The organism is Paraburkholderia sp. SUR17 (genome assembly GCF_029536165.1).
Lineage (GTDB): Bacteria > Pseudomonadota > Gammaproteobacteria > Burkholderiales > Burkholderiaceae > Paraburkholderia > Paraburkholderia kururiensis.
The window spans coordinates 802,722-818,546 of sequence record NZ_CP120509.1; the positions used below are offsets into that span (position 1 = coordinate 802,722).

The following is a 15,825-nucleotide window of genomic DNA, read 5'->3' on the forward strand; positions in this document are numbered from 1 at the left end:
CGAAGATGCCAGGAGGCTGTGATGAAATTCGACTACAAGCAGTTTCATATCGACGCATCGCCGCTCGACGAAGGTGGCCACTTCTACGCGCGCGCGAAGATTTTCCGACGCACGGGGCAGGGCAACGCGCCCGTCGAAGTGAAGTATTCGGGCGACCTGGGCGACTATCATTTCGACACCGACGCAGTGGCGGCGGCACAAAAGTGGGCCATCCAGTGGTGCGACGAACACACCGAATGAGGCGCTGGCGTTGTGTTCAGGCGCCGAGGCCTTCGAGATAGGACCACGGATAGATGCCCCGGCGGTGGCCGTCGGCGAAGGCGAGTTGAAGACCGTAGCGGCCCACAGGTTGCACGTCGAGCAGTGTCACGTCTTGCGGCACGTCCACTGTCCGGCCGCTGAGTCGCACCTGGCGGCACGCCGCGCACGGGCACGCGGCGCGTAACACCGCACAGCGAAGGGAGATTGTTCGCGTAGCGCTCCAGCGCAGGGTCAGGATGCCTGCTGCGCTGTTCAGCGTGACCTCTTCGGGCGGATTCATCGCGCCACGCTTTCCAACTGGATTAACGCGATCCTCACGGCCTTGCGCACGTCGGGGTCGCGATCGTCGCGTGCGGCCTGCAACGCAGGTACGGTGCGTGGGTCGCAGAGTTCGCCGAGTGCGAGCGCGGCCTCCTTGCGCAGATTGCTGATGGCATGGGTGAGCAGACTCGCGACGTTGGGCGCCGCGTCGATATCACCAAGGCGTCCTAGCGCGCGTACGGCGCGAACACGGACCTGCCAGAACGGGTCGTCGAGCGCGGCAATCAGAGGTTCGCGCGCGATCGCGGGACGCAGCTTGCCGAGCGTCGTGGCCGCTTCTTCGCGCACCTGCCACGCCTCATCGAGTAGTGCGGCGAGCAGGGCGTGGGTGGCGACGAAGTCGTCTGCTGCGGTGAAGCCCAGGGCGCCGGCAGCGGCCCGGCGTACGTCGGCGTGATCGTCGTGCGTGACGAGACTTGCGAGCGGCGCGAGGGCGCGTGCGTCGCGCAGCCAGCCGAGCACACCGACTGCTTCCAGGCGAACGTTCGCGTCGGCATGGCCGAGTGCGTCGAGGGCGGGCGTGAACGATTCCGCCGCCCGCAATTCCCGCAACGCGCGTAGCACCGCAGCCAGCACGTGAGGCTCAGGACGCGCAGCCCAGCGACACAGTGTTGTTGCCGACGCTGCCTGCTTCAACGCGGCAAGGCTTTGCGCCGCCGTTTCGCGCACTTCGTCCGACGTATCGAGCAGTGCGCTGCACAGTGCATCCACCGTTGTTTCGTCTTCCCAGGCAGCGAGGATGCGGGCGGCCTCAGCGCGCACGGCCGCGTCGGCGTCATGGCGCAGAGCGTTGCGAACCGGCGCGACGAGGTCGGGGTCTTCAAGGTCCGCGAGTTCGATGAGCGCGACGCGACGCACGGCGGCATCCGTCGCGGAGAGTTTCGCGAGCAGCGTCGACGTTTCGGTCGAAGCAGCGCTGGCGACCATGCCTTCGCGCATGGCGAACGGTTGAACGGTCATGAGAAGCAGGTCTCCATTCAGGCGCATCAACGCAACAGATAAGGAATGTCCACCTTCACTGCGCCGGTCGGACAGTCCTGCTCGCAGGGCATGCAGTACCAGCATTCGTCGAACTGCATGTAGGCCTTGCCTTTGCTGAGGTCGATGGCAAGCAGATCAAGCGGGCAGACATCGACGCACACGGTGCAGCCCTTGTCGGCAATGCACTTGTCTTCGTCAATCGTGACCGGCGCCGAACTGCGATGAAGAATGTCGCGTGGGGTGTGCGGTGCAAGCGTCATGACGTGCTCCATAACGTAATACGTGAAGGGAGTATTCAGGCGAACTGCGTTTCCGCAGGCTTCGTTTCGATGCGCAGCTTCGTATAAGCGTCGCGTTCGCTGTCGGCCAACGGCACGACATACGGCTCCACGGGGCGCTTTCTGCAAGCCATCTCGCCGCGCTCGTTCTTGTACAACTCCGTGTGGCAGAACCAGTCGTGGTCGTTGCGCTGCGGAAAATCGACGCGATGGTGATACAGGCCCCAGCGGCTTTCCGTGCGAAAAAGCGAGGCCCGTGCGGCCATTTCCGCACAATCGCGAATGGCGCGCACTTCCGCCGCACGCATGAGTTCGTGCGCGTTCTGCGCCTTGATGACGTCTATGTCGTCGACGATGGCCGCAAAGCGCGCGAGGCCGATCTCCATCTTGCGCGTCACCTTCGGCGGTTGAAGATAGTCGTTCACCATGCGGCGCAGTTTGTATTCGACCTGCGCGGGCGCGAGTCCGCTTTCGCGTTCGAGCGGCGCATAGATGCGCGCGCGTTCCGCTGCGATTTGCGCCTCGTCGAGCGGGGCGTGCGAGCGGCCCGCCACGTAGTCCGCCGCATGCTGGCCGGCGAACCATCCGTAGGTGAACGCGCCGAGCATGTAGTTGTGCGGGACCGCGGCCATGTCGCCGGCCGCATAAAGCCCTGGTACCGAGGTCTGCGCGTGTTCGTTCACACGCACGCCCGACGCACTGTGGCCGCTGCAGAAGCCGATTTCGGAGATGTGCATTTCCACCATCTGTTGCCGGTAGTCGGTGCCGCGTCCGGCGTGGAAGCGACCGCGGCTAGGGCGTTCGTTGGTGTGCAGAATCTGCTCGATGGTCTGGATCGTTTCTTCCGCAAGGTGATCGAGCTTCAGGAACACGGGGCCGTTGCCGCTTTGCAGCTCCTGGTAGAACTCCCACATCATCTGGCCGCTCCAGTAGTCGCATTCGATGAAGCGTTCGCCCTTGCTGTTCGCGGTGAAACCGCCCAGCGGACCGGTGACGTAAGCGCAGGCCGGTCCGTTGTAATCCTTGATGAGCGGATTGATCTGGAAGCACTCCAGATTCGAGAGTGCGGCGCCCGCGTGCCATGCCATCGCGTAACCGTCGCCGGCGTTGGTGGGGTTCTCGTAGGTGCCCATCAGATAACCCGACGCGGGCAGGCCGAGGCGCCCAGCGGCGCCGCAACAGAGAATCACGGCCTTTGCGCGGACCACGTAGAAGTCCGCGGTGCGGCAGTCGAAACCGAGTACGCCACATACGTTGCCATGCGAATCGGTGAGCAGCCGCGTGGCGACGATGCGGTTCGTGATCGCGACGCGGGCGCGTTTCAACTGCCGGTACAGCACCTTTTTGATGTCGTGGCCTTCGGGCATGGGCAACACGTATGAGCCCATGTGATGCACTTTCTTCACGGCGTAGTCGCCCGTGGCGTCCTTTTCGAATCGCACGCCCCAGCGGTCGAGCTGTTCGATCGTCGCGAAGCTGTGCCTCGCGTAGGCATACACCGTGGACTGGTCGACGATGCCCTCGTTCGCAATGGTGATCTCGCGCGTGTACTGCTCCGGCGTGGCATGGCCTGGAATCACGGCGTTGTTGAGGCCGTCCATGCCCATGGAGATCGCGCCGCTGCGCTTCACGTTGGCCTTTTCGAGCAGCAGCACGTTGAGCGTCGGGTCGCGTTCCTTCGCCTTCACGGCGGCCATTGGGCCGGCGGTGCCGCCGCCAATCACGACGATGTCGTATTCGAGCACGTGGGTGTTCATGACGCTTGCCTTGTGAATGAGCGGGCGCTTTCGCTATCGGCGCGTTCGCGGTCTATCCGCAGCCGGTACTGGAAGGCGTCGCCGCGGAAGTAGAGATATTCGTAGTCGATGGGCACGCCGTTGGCGTCGTGCGTGAGGCGCTCGATGCGCAACACGGCGCTTCCTTCCCCGACATTCAACGCGCTCGCCACTTCGGCGCTGGCGAGCGTGGCGTCGACTGCGACGTCGGCGTGGCCCAGCGTCACGCCGCAATCGTTCTCGATGACGAGGAAGATGTCGCGCGTCGCGAGATCGGCCCTTGCGAGCCGCTTGCCGATTGATTCGGGTACCCAGGTGATTTCGTAGGACACCGGCTCGCGGTCGAGCAGCCGCACGCGCCTGACCTCGATCACGGTCGTGCCTTCGGCAAGTGCGAGCCGCGCGGCGACCGTGCCGTTTGCCGTCAATGCACGTACACCCTGCACCTGGTTGACCACCTCGTGACCCACCGAAGACATCGCTTCGGCGAAGCCTTGTAGCGACGTCACGTTCTGAAACGCCTTGGGCCGCGAAACGAACGTGCCCTTGCCGTGCTGCCTGAAGAGCAACCCTTCCTTCTGCAGATCGCCGAGCGCTTGCCGCACGGTGATGCGGCTCACGCCGAACGACGCGCACAGTTCGTATTCCGAAGGCATGCGGCCGTGCGGCGCGTAGGTGCCGTCCAGAATGCGCGCACGCAATATGTCCTTGATTTGGGCATAGCGCGGTTGAGGCGGCAGAGCGGCGAGAGGCGGTGTGGCAGTGAGCGGGGGCATTGGGTGAACTTGTCATGACAAGACGAGTTCGCAGTCTAGCCAGCGCAGCGTGTACCTCAAACGAAGGATTTCCGATATCGATCTGCGCATTTGCGATGAACGTCCGCGATATACGGGAATATGCGCGACCGCGAAATGGATAGCAGAAAAAACTGGAAGCAGCGCGTTGACCGTGCGCTTATGAGCCACGCATGATGGCACTTCCTGTCTGGACACTCGGACATCCGGACATCACTAAGCACAAAACACCTGCGAAACACAAGGCCAGGCGAACAAACCATGACATCGAACCATTCATCACACGACGACATCGAATCACGCGCGCATAACGGGCAACGGCGCTCGCTACTCAAGCATGCAGTGGCAGGCACGGCGGCACTCGCCGCCGTGCGCGTTGCAGGCATTACCGGCGGCCTGGGCGCGCTCGGGGCCAGCATCGACGCACGTGCTCAAGGCAGCGGCAAGGTGTTGCGCGTGGGCTACCAGAAGTACGGCAACTTCATCGTGCTCAAGGCGAGCGGTGCGCTCGAAAAGCGCCTGGCGCCGCTGGGCATCACGGTGCAGTGGACCGAGTTTCCCGGTGGTCCGCAATTGCTCGAAGGGCTCAACGCAGGCGCCGTGGATGTGGGGACGGTGGGCGAGACGCCGCCCATCTTCGCGCAGGCGGGCGGCGTGGATTTCGTCTACATCGGCAGCGAGCCGCCCGCGCCGAAGGCCGAAGCCATCGTGGTACCGCACGATTCACCGATTCGCTCGGTGGCCGATCTGCGCGGCAAGAAGGTGGCGCTCAATCGCGGCTCCAACGTGCATTACCTGCTCGTGAAGGCGCTGGAAAGCGCGAAGGTCGGTTATCAGGAGATCGTGCCCGCGTATCTGCCGCCTGCGGACGCTCGCGCGGCATTCACGCAGGGCAGCGTGGACGCGTGGGTGATCTGGGATCCTTATCTTGCAGCCGTGCAGCGTCAGGCGAATGCGCGTGTGCTCGTGGATGGCGAAGGGCTCGTGCGCAACACGCAGTACTACCTCGCGGGCCGCAAGTTCGCGAGTGCGCAGCCGCAACTCGTGCATGCGTTGCTGGAGGAGGTGAGCCGTATCGACACGTGGGCACGCGACAACATCCCGGCCGTGGCCGCGCAGCTCTCGCCGCAGGTGGGGCTCGACACGGGCACGCTGGAACTCGCGCTGAAGCGCACGACGTATGGCGTGCAGCGTGTGGATGCGGCAACGATTGCGTATCAGCAGCAGATTGCCGATACGTTCACGAATCTCAGGCTGATTCCGAAGAAGCTCGACGTTGCGCAGGCGCGCTGGGAAGCGGCGTCGTAGGTTGGCAGTGAAGCCGCGCGCGAGCGGACGGAGAATGCGCCGCTCGCGCCGAAGGCCTAAGCCTGATGGCAGTTAATGGCAGTTCTTGCTGCCTGCGCCGCCGTGCTCGTGCGCCTGTTCGTCCATGCACACGTCTTCTTCAATCTGCACGGTGACGTGATCGATGTTGAAGCGCGTAGCCAGCCGGCGCTGCACGGCGCTCACGACTTCGCGATGCGGCGCACCCTCCGCGGGATGCACGTGCAGCGTGACCATGTGCTGTTCGCCGGTCATGGACCACGCGTGGATGTGATGCGCGTTGCGCACCTGGGGCACGTTTTGTTCGAGGTCTGACTTGATCTCGGCGAGATCCGTGCCTTCGGGCGAGCCCTCCAGCAGGATATGCGCCGACGACCGCACGATGCCCCACGCGCTCTTGAGAATCACGACGGCGACGAAGATCGAGAGAATAGGGTCGATCGGCGTCCAGCCCGTCAGCAGAATCACGCCCGCGGCCACGATGGCCGCCACCGAGCCCAGCATGTCGCCCAGCACATGCAGCCATGCCCCACGCAGATTGAGGTTTTCGCGGTTGCCGCCGTGAAGAACGAGAAACGCAACCACGTTCGACGCGAGACCCGCAATCGCCACGATCATCATCGTCTTGCCTGCAACGGGCACAGGCGAGGCGAACCGCTGCACGGCCTCGATCACGATCCACGCGGCAATGACGAAGAGCGCGCAGCCATTCACGAACGCAGCGAGAATTTCGAGCCGTTTGTAGCCATAGGAAAGTTGCGCGGTGGCGGGGCGCTTGCCGTAGTGAATGGCGACCCAGCTGAAGCCGAGCGCGGCGGCGTCGCTGACCATGTGGCCGGCGTCGGCGAGCAGCGCGAGCGAGCCGGAAATCAGGCCGCCCACCACCTCCACCACCATGAACAACGCGATGACGACGAACGCCCAGCCGATGCGATGCTGGTCCGTGACGCCGTGCAGATGGTTGTGACCCGCGTGGCTGTGGTCGTGGCCGCCATGGCCGTGGCCGTGATCGTGATCGTCGTGATGATCCGGATGGTCGTGGTTGTGCGGATGATCGTGGCCGTGCGAGTGTGGATGTGCCATGGGAGGGTTGCGTGGCTAAACTGGAGGTCTGGGGATTATATACACATATAAACATCTATTGATGTGATCGCTGAGGAGCGTGGATGCAACCCTTCGAGTTGAGCGATGACCAGGTGGTGGAACTGGCGGAAATGTTCCGGCTGATGGGCGACCCGAGCCGGTTGAAGATCATCGCGTCGTGCCTGAGCGCGCCGATGTGCGTCTCGGATATCGCCGCGAAGCACGGCCTCTCGCAGCCGCTCGTGAGCCATCATCTGCGGCTGCTGCGCGCGGCGCGCGTGCTGCGGGCGGAACGGCGCGGCAAACAGATCTTCTACGAGGCCGCCGACGAGCACGTGAAGCGCGTGATCGACGACATGACCGAACACGTTTGCGAGCATCTGTCCTCTGATTTCGACGAGAGCCAGAAAGACGTCTGAGCCTTGCATGTCGCGGCCATTATTTTCTTAAGCAACTGGTAAGAAAAATCGGGCAAGATGCGTCCCTGTCAATTTGTCAGGGAGTGACTCATGACCAACACCCAACACGACGTGGGCCGGTACGACCCGGTGGCCCGTCTGCTTCACTGGCTCATCGTGGCATTGGTTTGCGCCCAGTTCGTACTGGGCTGGACGATGCCCGAAGTGCATCGCGACACGCAACCCGTCGGCCTCATCGCCTTGCACCTTGCCGTGGGCGCCGCGCTCGTGGCCGCCATGGTGCTTCGTATCGTGTGGCGTCTCACGCACCGTCCGCCGCCTGCCAATCTTTCGCCGTTGCTGAATACGGTGTCGGGCGCCACGCACTTTCTGCTCTACGCTGCGCTCGTGGCCGTGCCGCTGCTGGGTTGGGCCAACGCGTCGTCGCGCGGCTGGGCTGTTGAGCTGCTCGGCGCAATCCCGCTGCCCGCGCTTTCCGCAACGGGTTCGAGCGTAGGCCACGCCATGGGCGACGTCCACAGCGCGCTCGCATGGGTGCTGCTCGTGTTGATCGGCATGCACGTGGGCGCCGCGCTGTTCCACCGCTTCGTGCTCAAGGACCGCGTGCTCCAGCGCATGACCTGGTAACCAGGTAACGCGGCGGCGGTTGCCACGGTAACCGCTGCAGGCATGCCCCGAACGGCCCGTTCCCTTTGCCGGGAACGGGCCGTTTGCCGTTATGCGCCTTGCTGCGCGATCAAGGCGAGCGTGCGCGCGTCGAGCTCGCCTTCGAAGTACTTGCGCAGCGCGTCGAGAAACACCGTGTTGTCCGTGGCGGCCTTTGCAAAGAGGCTCATCGACGAGCGGAATTTCAGGTCATCCGGATAGCCGAAGATGTCTTCGATGGCGCGACCCTCCACGGCGTTCACGATCCCGGTGGTCTGCCGCAGCCGCGGGCCGAGCACGGGATGGCGCAGATACGCCTCGGCCTCGGCGAGCGACGAGATGGCGAAGCGCTGCGCCATGGCGCTGTCGCCCAGGCCCTGGATCTGCGGAAATACGAACCACATCCAGTGGCTGCGTTTGCGGCCCGCCCGCAATTCCTCGCATACGCGGGCATAGACGGGGTCCTGGGCATCGACGAAACGCTGCAGATCGTAGGCGTCGTCGTGTTCTGGGTGGTCGTTCATCGTGTCCTCCTTCTGTGCGCCCGGCGCGCTGCGCGCCGGCATCGCGGCCTGCGCGCTTTGACAGGGCACGTGGTTCGTCCCTACATTACACACACGCCGACAGTCGGCGCGTCAGCGCCCAGGCACCATTCCGCCTTCGCCGAGCAAGCCGTCTCCGGGAAAAGCGGTGCGTGCCGGGGCTTTTCCGGCGGGGGCCATGAAGCCATATCGATTGCGCCGTCAGACCTTTCTGCGCGACCACGCGTATCCCGTGTGGCGCGACGTGGTGCTCACCGCGGCACCATTCGTTCTGTTCTTCGGCCTGCTCGTCGCCGCGCTGGTCTGGATCGTGGACCCGGCGCCGCCCGGCAGCATCACCATCAGCGCCGGTCCGCGCGACAGCGTGTTCATGCAGAACGCGCTCGAATACAAACGGATTCTCGCGCGTAACGGCATCACGGTGCGCGTGCTCGAATCCGACGGCTCGGTGCAGAACCTGAAACGTCTGCTCGATGCGCATCAGCATGTGGATCTCGCGCTCGTGCAGGGCGGCGTGTCGGACGGCTTGCCGATACAGTCGCTCATGTCGCTCGGCAGCGTGTTTTACGTGCCGATCGTGGTCTTCTATCGCGGCAGCGGCATGACGCAGCTCTCCGAGCTCGAAGGCAAGCGCATCGCGATCGGGCGCGAGGGGAGCGGCACGCGCATGCTCTCGCTGAAGCTGCTCGATGCGAACGGCATTCATGCCGGCGGCGAAACCACGCTGCTGCCGCTCGACGGCCTCGACGCCGCGAAGCAACTGGTGGCCGGCAATATCGACGCCGCCTTGCTGAGCGGCGATTCCGCAGACCGCGGACTCATGCTGCGGCTGCTCGCCATTCCCGGCGTTTCCGTGATGGATTTCGCGGAGGCGAGCGCCTATACGCGCCTCTTTCCCTATCTCGACGAACTCGACCTGCCGCCCGGCGTGCTCGACCTTCGCCGCAAGGTGCCGCCGAACACCGTGCACATGATCAGCCCCATGGTGGAGATCGTGGCTCGCCGCAACCTTCATCCGGCGATTTCGGACCTCATCATCGAAGCGGCTCAGAAAGTGAACGGCACCGCGGGGCTGCTGCAAGGCGCGGGCCAGTTCCCGAAGCTGGTCGCGCACGAATACCCCATCAGCGAAGATGCGGCGCGCTATTACAAATCGGGCAAGAGCTTTCTCTACCGTAGTTTGCCGTTCTGGCTCGCGACGGTGGCAGACCGCATGCTCGTGCTGCTGCTGCCCGTTGCAGTGCTGCTCTTCCCCGCGCTTCGCGTCGTGCCGGCGCTATTTCGCTGGCGCGTGAGGTCGCGGCTCTACCGCTATTACGGCGTCCTCATTGCCATTGAGCGGCGCGCCATGCGGCACGCAACAGAAGCGCAGCGCAAGTCGCTGCTCGATGAACTGGACGGCATCGAGGCGTCGCTCAACAACGTGCGCGTGCCGCTTGCCTATGCGGACGCGTTCTACGTGCTGCGCGAGCACGTGAGCTTCGTCCGCTCGCATCTGGTCGAACCGCATTCCGCGTAGTGCACCTAACTAAGGGACGGAACCCGAAAACACTGCCGCACGCCCGTGAAAGTACGCATATCATGAGAGATGCTGCGTCCGGCTTTTGCGCTGGCGCGTTGTTCGAGCGATTTCCTCACCAGTAAGCGGAGGTGGATATGGCTACGTTTGCTATCGACGGCATACGCATCAATCCCCATACGGACCGCGTGACCCACGTGCGCTGGGCCGCCATCGATCCGAAATCGCATGCGTCGCTTTCTTCAGCGCAGATCGTGGAAGTGGGCGACGTCGTCAACGCCATCCATGCCGGCAACATCGTGTGGTCGCTCTTCACGCTGGGCGGCACGCGCTACCTGGGGCCGAAAATCAAGACGGTCTCGCATACGGACGGGCACGACGGCATCGACACCGACGAGCCCAACGGCACGGTAGAAAAATCCATCGACGATCTGCCGCACGTCTGACCGCGCGGTCCGTCCGCGATTCGAGGCAACACCCGCCGTTTTACTTCTGCGCCGTCTGCAGCGGATATCCGTCGTCCAGCGTCTTCAGAAACGCGATGATGTCTTTGATGTCCGCGTCGCTCATGGCGGGCGGCTCGCCGAAATGGCGGTCGAACGGCGCGTCTGTCACGTCGATGTTCGCGTGGAAGCGCTCGGGCAGATCGTCGTACTTCATGACCTTGCCGTCGGGGCCGCGCGGATAGATTTTGCCGGGGTCCGTGTCGCGCAGGTTGTAGAACTTCATCACGTCTTCGAGCGAGTGATAGACGCCGTTGTGAAAAAACGCCTGACGCGTGGCCGCATTGCGCAGCGAGGGCGTGAGGAACATGCCGCAGTATTGCGTCTGAGTCGACAGATCCGTGCGATGTGGGCCGCACACGCCCATGTCGTGAAACGCGGGGTCACGGTTCACGGCGAGCGTGCGATTGCGCGGCACGCCCAGCGCTTCGTACTGGAAGTCGGTGAACATGGGCGGCAGCCCGTCTTTGCCCGGCGTGGCGAGATGGCACCCCGCGCAGTTCGCGCGGTTCTTGTCGGTGAAGAGATGCAGGCCGCGTATCTCCGCGCGCGTGAGCCTCACCTTGCCTTCGAGCCAGTAGTCGTACTTGCTCGTGTAGGGGTGGAACGACGGGTCTTCCACCTGGTAGCGCGCAATGGCGAACATCGCTTCGGACACGACCCGCGCCGGATCGTTGAAGATGGCCGGCCCGAACAACTGCCGCAACGTGGCGGCGTAGGGTGCTTCGGCGATCTTTGCCGCGACGGTCTTCACATCCGTGTTCGCCATTTCCACCGGATTGAAGAGCGGGCCGTAGGCCTGCGCCTGCAGCGTATCGGCGCGGCCGTCCCAGAACAGGCCGCCTTGCGGCACCATGGCCGGTGCCGCGGGCGCGGCGCCCGCCACCTTTTGCGCGCGCGGCGTGCTGGCAGCCTGCGCGGCGGTGTCGGCGAGGCTCGCGGTGGTTTCGGCTTCGCCATCGTCGGGACCGATGCTGAAGTTCGGCTGCCGATAGAGGTAGGTCAGCAAGGGCACGGCGCGGTCGCCTTGCAGCGACATGTGCGCGCCGCCAGGCTGCACGGGCAGCGCATTGGGCGGGCCGTACGCGTGCTGGGGACTATGGCACGTTGCGCACGACTGCTGGCCCGAGGCCGAGAGCCGCGGATCGAAGAACATCTGCTTGCCGAGCAGCGCGACGGCGCTGAGCGGCGCGGTTGCGGGTCGCATCAGCGTGACCGGATGCGGATTCGCGCCCGTCAGCGTTTCGACGTACTCGCCGATCGCGGCGGGCATCTGCTGCGGGAACACGAGCGCCCAGACGGACGCGAGCGCGAGCACAGCAAGCGCGTAGAGCAGGGCGTGCACGGCACGACGGCGCAGCGTGCCCTTCGGGCGCGCTGACGGGCCATTCGTGGAACCGGTGTTGGGTTGCGGCAGGGAAGGAGCGTTCACGATTCGATGCGGCAAATGACTCGGAGGAGTTGAACGCCGCGCGTGCAGCGCGGCGGCTGCAGTGGCGCGGGCGTCGACACAAACGTTGATGCAAGCGTTGCTGCCAGCCTGGCTTCAAGCAACAAACCGGCCTCGCGGCCGGTTTGTGTTTCAGACGTCAGCAAACGAGACAACGGGCGTATCAGCTTGCCGGCGGCGTGGCGACCACCGTGCCTTGCGTCGGGTCGACAAAGACCGGCGACGTCTTCGGCGTGCCCGTGAAGTCGAACAGGTTCATCATGCTGCCCGCGCTTGCGTCCGCGGAGCCGCCACCCAGGCGCTGACCGTTCAACCAGTTGTCTTCGATGAAGCGGACTACCGACGACTGGTTGATCAGCGTGTGGTCGACGAAGTTCGTCTTCGCCCACGGCGAGATGACGAGGAACGGAATGCGCGTGCCAGGGCCGCAGCGGCCGTTCACGGGCTTGCCGTTGACGCCGTTCGGCGCCGTGCCGCTGCCGCACACGCCTGCGCCGTTCAACTGGTCGGCGAGCGGGTGGAACGAAGCGAGCGTCGGCGACGTGTAGGCATGGTCATACCAGCCGTCCGAGTCGTCCCACGTCACGACCACCGCGGTGTTCTTCCAGTCGGGCTGCTGTTGCAGGAAGTTGACGACCTTCGCCGTGAACGCCTGTTCGTCGAGCGGATCCGAGTAGCCCGCGTGGCCGTCCTGGAACGCCGGCGCCTTCACGAAGCTCACGGACGGGAAATTGCCCGCCTTCACCGCGGCGAAGAAGTCGTCCGCGTCGTACTGGTGGTTCGCCGGCTCCGGCGTCTTGCCGTCCGTCTCGAGGCTCGAACCGATGGCGGCGGTGCTGCTCGGCCGCGTGTGCTGCGGGTTCGAGGTGGACTTGTAGTACTGGAACCAGTTGTGGTGCGGAATGTAGTCGGCCGTGCTGGCGTTCACGACCGGCGAGAGCGTGCTGCGCTTGCAGCCCGTCGTGCCGTTCGAGTTCGTCTGCGACAGGTCGAAGCCGCCCATGAAGCCGCCCCACGTGATGTTCGCGCTGTTGAGCAGGTCGCCGATGTTCTTGCCCGTCATCATCGCGGCGTTGGTCGTGCTCGAGCACACGTCGAAGCCCGGATCGACGTCGTTGATCATCGTGAAGCCGCCCTGGCCGTCGTCCACGTAATACGACGACGTGGCCGTGGCGGAGACCGGCCCGGTGTTCGCCACGACGACCTGCATGCCGTTGGTCTGGCCGGCGATCACGTTGAGCGCGCCTGGCGTGGACGGGCCGTAGCTCGTCGTATAGGCGTTGTCGCTCATCGCGTAGTGCTGGGCGTAGTTCCAGAGGCCCGTCACGGTGTTGCCGTCGTAGTAGCCCATCACCTGGCCCGTGGTGCCGAACGCGCCGGCGCCGCCGCTCGTGCCCTTGCCCGTGAACTTCGGGAAGAGGTCGGCGAGGCCGTTGTCGTAGGCTTCCTGTTCCGCGGTGTAGGCGTGGTTCTGGTCAGCCGTGGCCGCCTGCGTGCGGTCCAGACGGAACGGGTTCGAGGCGCCCGCGCCGTTCGCCGTGTTCGTGAAGTTCGGGTTTGCCGTGAGCAGCGAACCCGAGAGCCCGTTGATCGACGGCGTGCCGGCTGCCGCCGTGAATGCCGGCTCGCCCGTCGGGTTCGAGGCATTCGGGTAAGTCGCGAAGTAGTGATCGAACGAGACGTTCTCGTTGAAGATCACGACGAGGTGCTTGATCGGCGTGGCCGTCGTCAGCGCGTCCTGGTTCGAGACGGTCTGGTTGACGTCGTTGCCGCTGCTGCTGCAGGCGGCAAGGGCGAGGGCGGTTGCCCCGGCGGCTGCTGCGGCGCTCAGCGCGCAGGCCTGGCGAAAAGACATTCGATTCTCCCGAGTCGTGGTGGGGTCAGTTGTGTTTGTTCCTTGCAGAACCTTCCAGAATCGCGCCAGATTGAAACACGGCCCTGTGAAAGCCCCGGGGCACTGCACTTTCAAAGAGGCTTCAACCGTCTGACGAAATGGGGACAGCGTTCGGCCGAGGAACGGCGCCGTAGCATGTGCGAGCGCGGATGTCCAACACGAAGACGCACCAGGATGCGGCAACGGCGCGACATAGCGACGCGATATATCACAACGAGATATAATTCGCGGCCCTGCCGGGTGGCATGAGTGTCCCGCCTTTCGGGTGGCCTCCCGGCGCCATCGCTTCGTTCGTTCTCACTGGTTCAAGCCGTGTCTCGTTCTGTCGTCACCCGCTGGTTCGCCAGCTTCATGCCCGCCACTGTTGCGATCCGTTGGTCTGAACGCGTGCGCTCCGCGGTGGGCGCGCTCGTCGGCATTGCGCTCACGGGCACGGCGATGCGGCTGCTGCTGCCCGCGTCCGACGTCAACGTGCCGCTGCTCGTGGCGCCCATGGGCGCGTCCGCCGTGCTGCTGTTCGGCGTGCCTGCCAGTCCGCTTGCGCAACCGTGGTCGATCATGGGCGGCAACCTTGTGTCGGCCGTGGTGGGCGTGACGTGTGCAACCCTCATCGCCAATCCGGTGTACGCCGCGGCCACGGCGGTCGCGCTGGCCATCTGCGCGATGTTCGCGCTGCGCTGCGTGCATCCGCCGTCGGGCGCGGTGGCGCTTACCGCGGTGCTGGGCGGGCCCGCCATTCATGCGCTGGGCTACGGATTCGTGCTTGCGCCTATCGCGACACAGTCGGCCGTGCTGCTCGGCGCGGCGATCGTCTATCACAACCTCACGGGCCACCGCTATCCGCACGCGGCGCCGAAGCAGGACCGCCCCGTGCGCGCACCCGGCGTGCCCGCGCCCGCGCAGACCTTCGCGCGCGCCGATCTGGAGGCCGTGCTGCGCGGCCGCAGCGAACTGCTTGACATCGACACGGGCGACCTCGAAGCGCTGCTGCGCGACGTGCAATTGCAGGCGTGGAGCCGCTCGTTCGACGAACTGACCTGCGCCGACGTGATGTCGCGCGACGTGGTGACGGTATCGTCCGGCACGTCCGCGTGGGCCGCGTTGAAACGGCTCGAGCGATACAACATCAAAGCGCTGCCCGTGGTGGACGAACGCCGTCACGTAGCGGGTATCGTCACGCGCGCGGACCTGGCCCGCGCGAGGCCGCGCAAGTTGACGGGATGGTGGGGCACAAGCATGGCGCTCGTGCCTGGTTTCGCTGGGCGCGCGCCGGCTGCACAACGCGCCGTCACGGCCGGTTCGCTGATGAGCCGCAGCGTGCACACCGTCCACGTGTCGACGCCGATTGCGGACCTCGTGCCCGTGTTCGCCCACTACGGGCACCACCATATTCCCGTGCTGGACAACGAACGCCGGCTGGCCGGCATCATCACGCAGGCGGACCTGATTGCCGGGCTGTATCGGCAGACGTCGCACGAGCAGCGTCTCGCCGCGTGAATTCCATCTGAGTGCCGCCTCTGACGCTTTGGCGTGGGGCGGTGGTTCCCCTTCACAGGGGCCGGGTAGATATATCAAGAAATGATATGTTTACCGTTTAGTCACGGGAAATCGCTGTTAATGAACAAGAAGCTTCCAGCGCTCGCGAAGGCCGATTTCGAGCAGCTTTCGGAATTCCGCTACCAGATGCGCCGGTTCGAACGTTTCTCCGAACAGGCCGCGCAGAGCGAGGGCATTACACCGTTGCAGTATCTGCTGCTGTTGCACATCAAAGGCTTCCCGGGCCGCGAGTGGGCCACCATCGGCGAGCTGGCCGAACGCCTGCAGACGCAGCATCACGGCATGGTCGCACTCGTGTCGCGCTGCGAAGCGCTCGAACTGGTCGAGCGCAGAACGAGCGAAACGGACCGGCGCCAGGTGGAAGTGCATCTGCTCAAAGCCGGCGAGCGCGTGCTCGCGAAGCTCGCGCAACTGCATCGCGCCGAACTGAAGTCGCTGGAAGGCCAGTTCCGCGTGCCGAACATCGATCTCTAAAAC

At 64.7% G+C, this 15,825-nt stretch carries 17 protein-coding genes; 8 read left to right on the forward strand and 9 right to left on the reverse strand.

Annotated features, from left to right (window positions below; translation table 11 throughout):
* The first annotated feature begins 21 nt into the window (after positions 1 to 21).
* Positions 22 to 240 carry a hypothetical protein gene (locus tag P2869_RS21045; RefSeq protein ID WP_017777391.1) on the forward strand — a complete coding sequence of 73 codons (219 nt, stop codon included), beginning with the start codon at positions 22 to 24 and terminating at the stop codon, positions 238 to 240.
* A 16-nt stretch (positions 241 to 256) separates the two neighbouring features.
* Here the strand turns inward: P2869_RS21045 and P2869_RS21050 are convergent, their stop codons facing one another.
* From P2869_RS21050 to P2869_RS21070, 5 genes are read right to left on the reverse strand one after another with little or no spacing between them, the layout of a single operon-like run.
* Complete coding sequence (locus P2869_RS21050) at positions 257 to 541, reverse strand: gamma-butyrobetaine hydroxylase-like domain-containing protein (RefSeq protein ID WP_277599439.1); 285 nt, start codon at positions 539 to 541, stop codon at positions 257 to 259.
* Positions 538 to 1,542 carry a HEAT repeat domain-containing protein gene (locus tag P2869_RS21055; protein ID WP_277599440.1) on the reverse strand — a complete coding sequence of 335 codons (1,005 nt, stop codon included), beginning with the start codon at positions 1,540 to 1,542 and terminating at the stop codon, positions 538 to 540. Before P2869_RS21055 ends, P2869_RS21050 begins: the two co-directional genes overlap by 4 nt.
* 26 nt (positions 1,543 to 1,568) lie before the next feature.
* Positions 1,569 to 1,823 (reverse strand): ferredoxin family protein, encoded by a 255-nt coding sequence (locus tag P2869_RS21060; protein ID WP_277599441.1) that lies wholly within the window; start codon positions 1,821 to 1,823, stop codon positions 1,569 to 1,571.
* Between the two features lie 35 nt (positions 1,824 to 1,858).
* Positions 1,859 to 3,598, reverse strand: a complete 1,740-nt coding sequence (locus tag P2869_RS21065) for a fumarate reductase/succinate dehydrogenase flavoprotein subunit (RefSeq protein ID WP_277599442.1) — start codon at positions 3,596 to 3,598, stop codon at positions 1,859 to 1,861.
* The gene (locus P2869_RS21070; RefSeq protein ID WP_277599443.1) at positions 3,595 to 4,392 is read right to left on the reverse strand and encodes a GntR family transcriptional regulator; all 798 of its coding nucleotides are present in this window, start codon (positions 4,390 to 4,392) and stop codon (positions 3,595 to 3,597) included. The genes P2869_RS21065 and P2869_RS21070 overlap by 4 nt, the downstream gene beginning before the upstream one ends.
* 279 nt (positions 4,393 to 4,671) lie before the next feature.
* Here P2869_RS21070 and P2869_RS21075 point away from each other — a divergent pair, with 279 nt between their 5' ends.
* Positions 4,672 to 5,718, forward strand: a complete 1,047-nt coding sequence (locus P2869_RS21075; RefSeq protein WP_277599444.1) for a sulfonate ABC transporter substrate-binding protein — start codon at positions 4,672 to 4,674, stop codon at positions 5,716 to 5,718.
* A 72-nt stretch (positions 5,719 to 5,790) separates the two neighbouring features.
* On the opposite strand, the gene P2869_RS21080 is transcribed toward P2869_RS21075, so the two are convergent.
* Complete coding sequence (locus tag P2869_RS21080) at positions 5,791 to 6,819, reverse strand: cation diffusion facilitator family transporter (protein WP_277599445.1); 1,029 nt, start codon at positions 6,817 to 6,819, stop codon at positions 5,791 to 5,793.
* Between the two features lie 83 nt (positions 6,820 to 6,902).
* Here P2869_RS21080 and P2869_RS21085 point away from each other — a divergent pair, with 83 nt between their 5' ends.
* On the forward strand, positions 6,903 to 7,238 hold the full coding sequence (locus P2869_RS21085) for a metalloregulator ArsR/SmtB family transcription factor (protein WP_017777399.1): 336 nt from the start codon (positions 6,903 to 6,905) through the stop codon (positions 7,236 to 7,238).
* Between the two features lie 90 nt (positions 7,239 to 7,328).
* Positions 7,329 to 7,865, forward strand: coding sequence for a cytochrome b (locus tag P2869_RS21090; protein WP_017777400.1), 537 nt, complete (start codon positions 7,329 to 7,331; stop codon positions 7,863 to 7,865).
* Between the two features lie 89 nt (positions 7,866 to 7,954).
* Here P2869_RS21090 and P2869_RS21095 read toward each other — a convergent pair whose 3' ends face one another.
* Entirely contained in the window at positions 7,955 to 8,407 is a 453-nt protein-coding gene (locus P2869_RS21095; protein WP_277599446.1) for a DUF1810 domain-containing protein, read from the reverse strand.
* A 196-nt stretch (positions 8,408 to 8,603) separates the two neighbouring features.
* Between P2869_RS21095 and P2869_RS21100 the strand changes: the two genes are divergently transcribed.
* Both P2869_RS21100 and P2869_RS21105 read left to right on the forward strand, forming a co-directional pair.
* Positions 8,604 to 9,944: a TAXI family TRAP transporter solute-binding subunit gene (locus P2869_RS21100; protein WP_277599447.1), complete on the forward strand. Its 1,341-nt coding sequence runs from the start codon at positions 8,604 to 8,606 to the stop codon at positions 9,942 to 9,944.
* Positions 9,945 to 10,081: 137 nt separating this feature from the next.
* Positions 10,082 to 10,390, forward strand: a complete 309-nt coding sequence (locus tag P2869_RS21105) for a hypothetical protein (protein ID WP_017777403.1) — start codon at positions 10,082 to 10,084, stop codon at positions 10,388 to 10,390.
* Positions 10,391 to 10,430: 40 nt separating this feature from the next.
* Here the strand turns inward: P2869_RS21105 and P2869_RS21110 are convergent, their stop codons facing one another.
* Together P2869_RS21110 and P2869_RS21115 are read right to left on the reverse strand one after the other, a co-directional pair.
* Positions 10,431 to 11,792, reverse strand: a complete 1,362-nt coding sequence (locus P2869_RS21110) for a cytochrome c peroxidase (RefSeq protein ID WP_277599915.1) — start codon at positions 11,790 to 11,792, stop codon at positions 10,431 to 10,433.
* A 268-nt stretch (positions 11,793 to 12,060) separates the two neighbouring features.
* Complete coding sequence (locus tag P2869_RS21115; RefSeq protein ID WP_277599448.1) at positions 12,061 to 13,752, reverse strand: alkaline phosphatase family protein; 1,692 nt, start codon at positions 13,750 to 13,752, stop codon at positions 12,061 to 12,063.
* A 351-nt stretch (positions 13,753 to 14,103) separates the two neighbouring features.
* On the opposite strand from P2869_RS21115, the gene P2869_RS21120 reads away from it, so the two are divergent.
* Entirely contained in the window at positions 14,104 to 15,288 is a 1,185-nt protein-coding gene (locus P2869_RS21120; protein ID WP_277599449.1) for an HPP family protein, read from the forward strand.
* A gap of 120 nt (positions 15,289 to 15,408) precedes the next feature.
* Complete coding sequence (locus P2869_RS21125) at positions 15,409 to 15,822, forward strand: helix-turn-helix domain-containing protein (RefSeq protein ID WP_126876480.1); 414 nt, start codon at positions 15,409 to 15,411, stop codon at positions 15,820 to 15,822.
* Positions 15,823 to 15,825: the final 3 nt, after the last annotated feature.

Excerpts from the sequence above, each read along its gene's own strand:
- P2869_RS21090 (WP_017777400.1), top strand. The coding sequence starts at position 7,329 with ATGACCAACACCCAACACGACGTGGGCCGGTACGACCCGGTGGCCCGT.
- P2869_RS21125 (WP_126876480.1), top strand. The coding sequence starts at position 15,409 with ATGAACAAGAAGCTTCCAGCGCTCGCGAAGGCCGATTTCGAGCAGCTT.
- P2869_RS21080 (WP_277599445.1), bottom strand. The coding sequence starts at position 6,819 with ATGGCACATCCACACTCGCACGGCCACGATCATCCGCACAACCACGAC.
- P2869_RS21045 (WP_017777391.1), top strand. The coding sequence starts at position 22 with ATGAAATTCGACTACAAGCAGTTTCATATCGACGCATCGCCGCTCGAC.
- P2869_RS21075 (WP_277599444.1), top strand. The coding sequence starts at position 4,672 with ATGACATCGAACCATTCATCACACGACGACATCGAATCACGCGCGCAT.
- P2869_RS21055 (WP_277599440.1), bottom strand. The coding sequence starts at position 1,542 with ATGACCGTTCAACCGTTCGCCATGCGCGAAGGCATGGTCGCCAGCGCT.
- P2869_RS21085 (WP_017777399.1), top strand. The coding sequence starts at position 6,903 with ATGCAACCCTTCGAGTTGAGCGATGACCAGGTGGTGGAACTGGCGGAA.
- P2869_RS21100 (WP_277599447.1), top strand. The coding sequence starts at position 8,604 with ATGAAGCCATATCGATTGCGCCGTCAGACCTTTCTGCGCGACCACGCG.
- P2869_RS21095 (WP_277599446.1), bottom strand. The coding sequence starts at position 8,407 with ATGAACGACCACCCAGAACACGACGACGCCTACGATCTGCAGCGTTTC.
- P2869_RS21050 (WP_277599439.1), bottom strand. The coding sequence starts at position 541 with ATGAATCCGCCCGAAGAGGTCACGCTGAACAGCGCAGCAGGCATCCTG.
- P2869_RS21115 (WP_277599448.1), bottom strand. The coding sequence starts at position 13,752 with ATGTCTTTTCGCCAGGCCTGCGCGCTGAGCGCCGCAGCAGCCGCCGGG.
- P2869_RS21105 (WP_017777403.1), top strand. The coding sequence starts at position 10,082 with ATGGCTACGTTTGCTATCGACGGCATACGCATCAATCCCCATACGGAC.
- P2869_RS21065 (WP_277599442.1), bottom strand. The coding sequence starts at position 3,598 with ATGAACACCCACGTGCTCGAATACGACATCGTCGTGATTGGCGGCGGC.
- P2869_RS21060 (WP_277599441.1), bottom strand. The coding sequence starts at position 1,823 with ATGACGCTTGCACCGCACACCCCACGCGACATTCTTCATCGCAGTTCG.
- P2869_RS21070 (WP_277599443.1), bottom strand. The coding sequence starts at position 4,392 with ATGCCCCCGCTCACTGCCACACCGCCTCTCGCCGCTCTGCCGCCTCAA.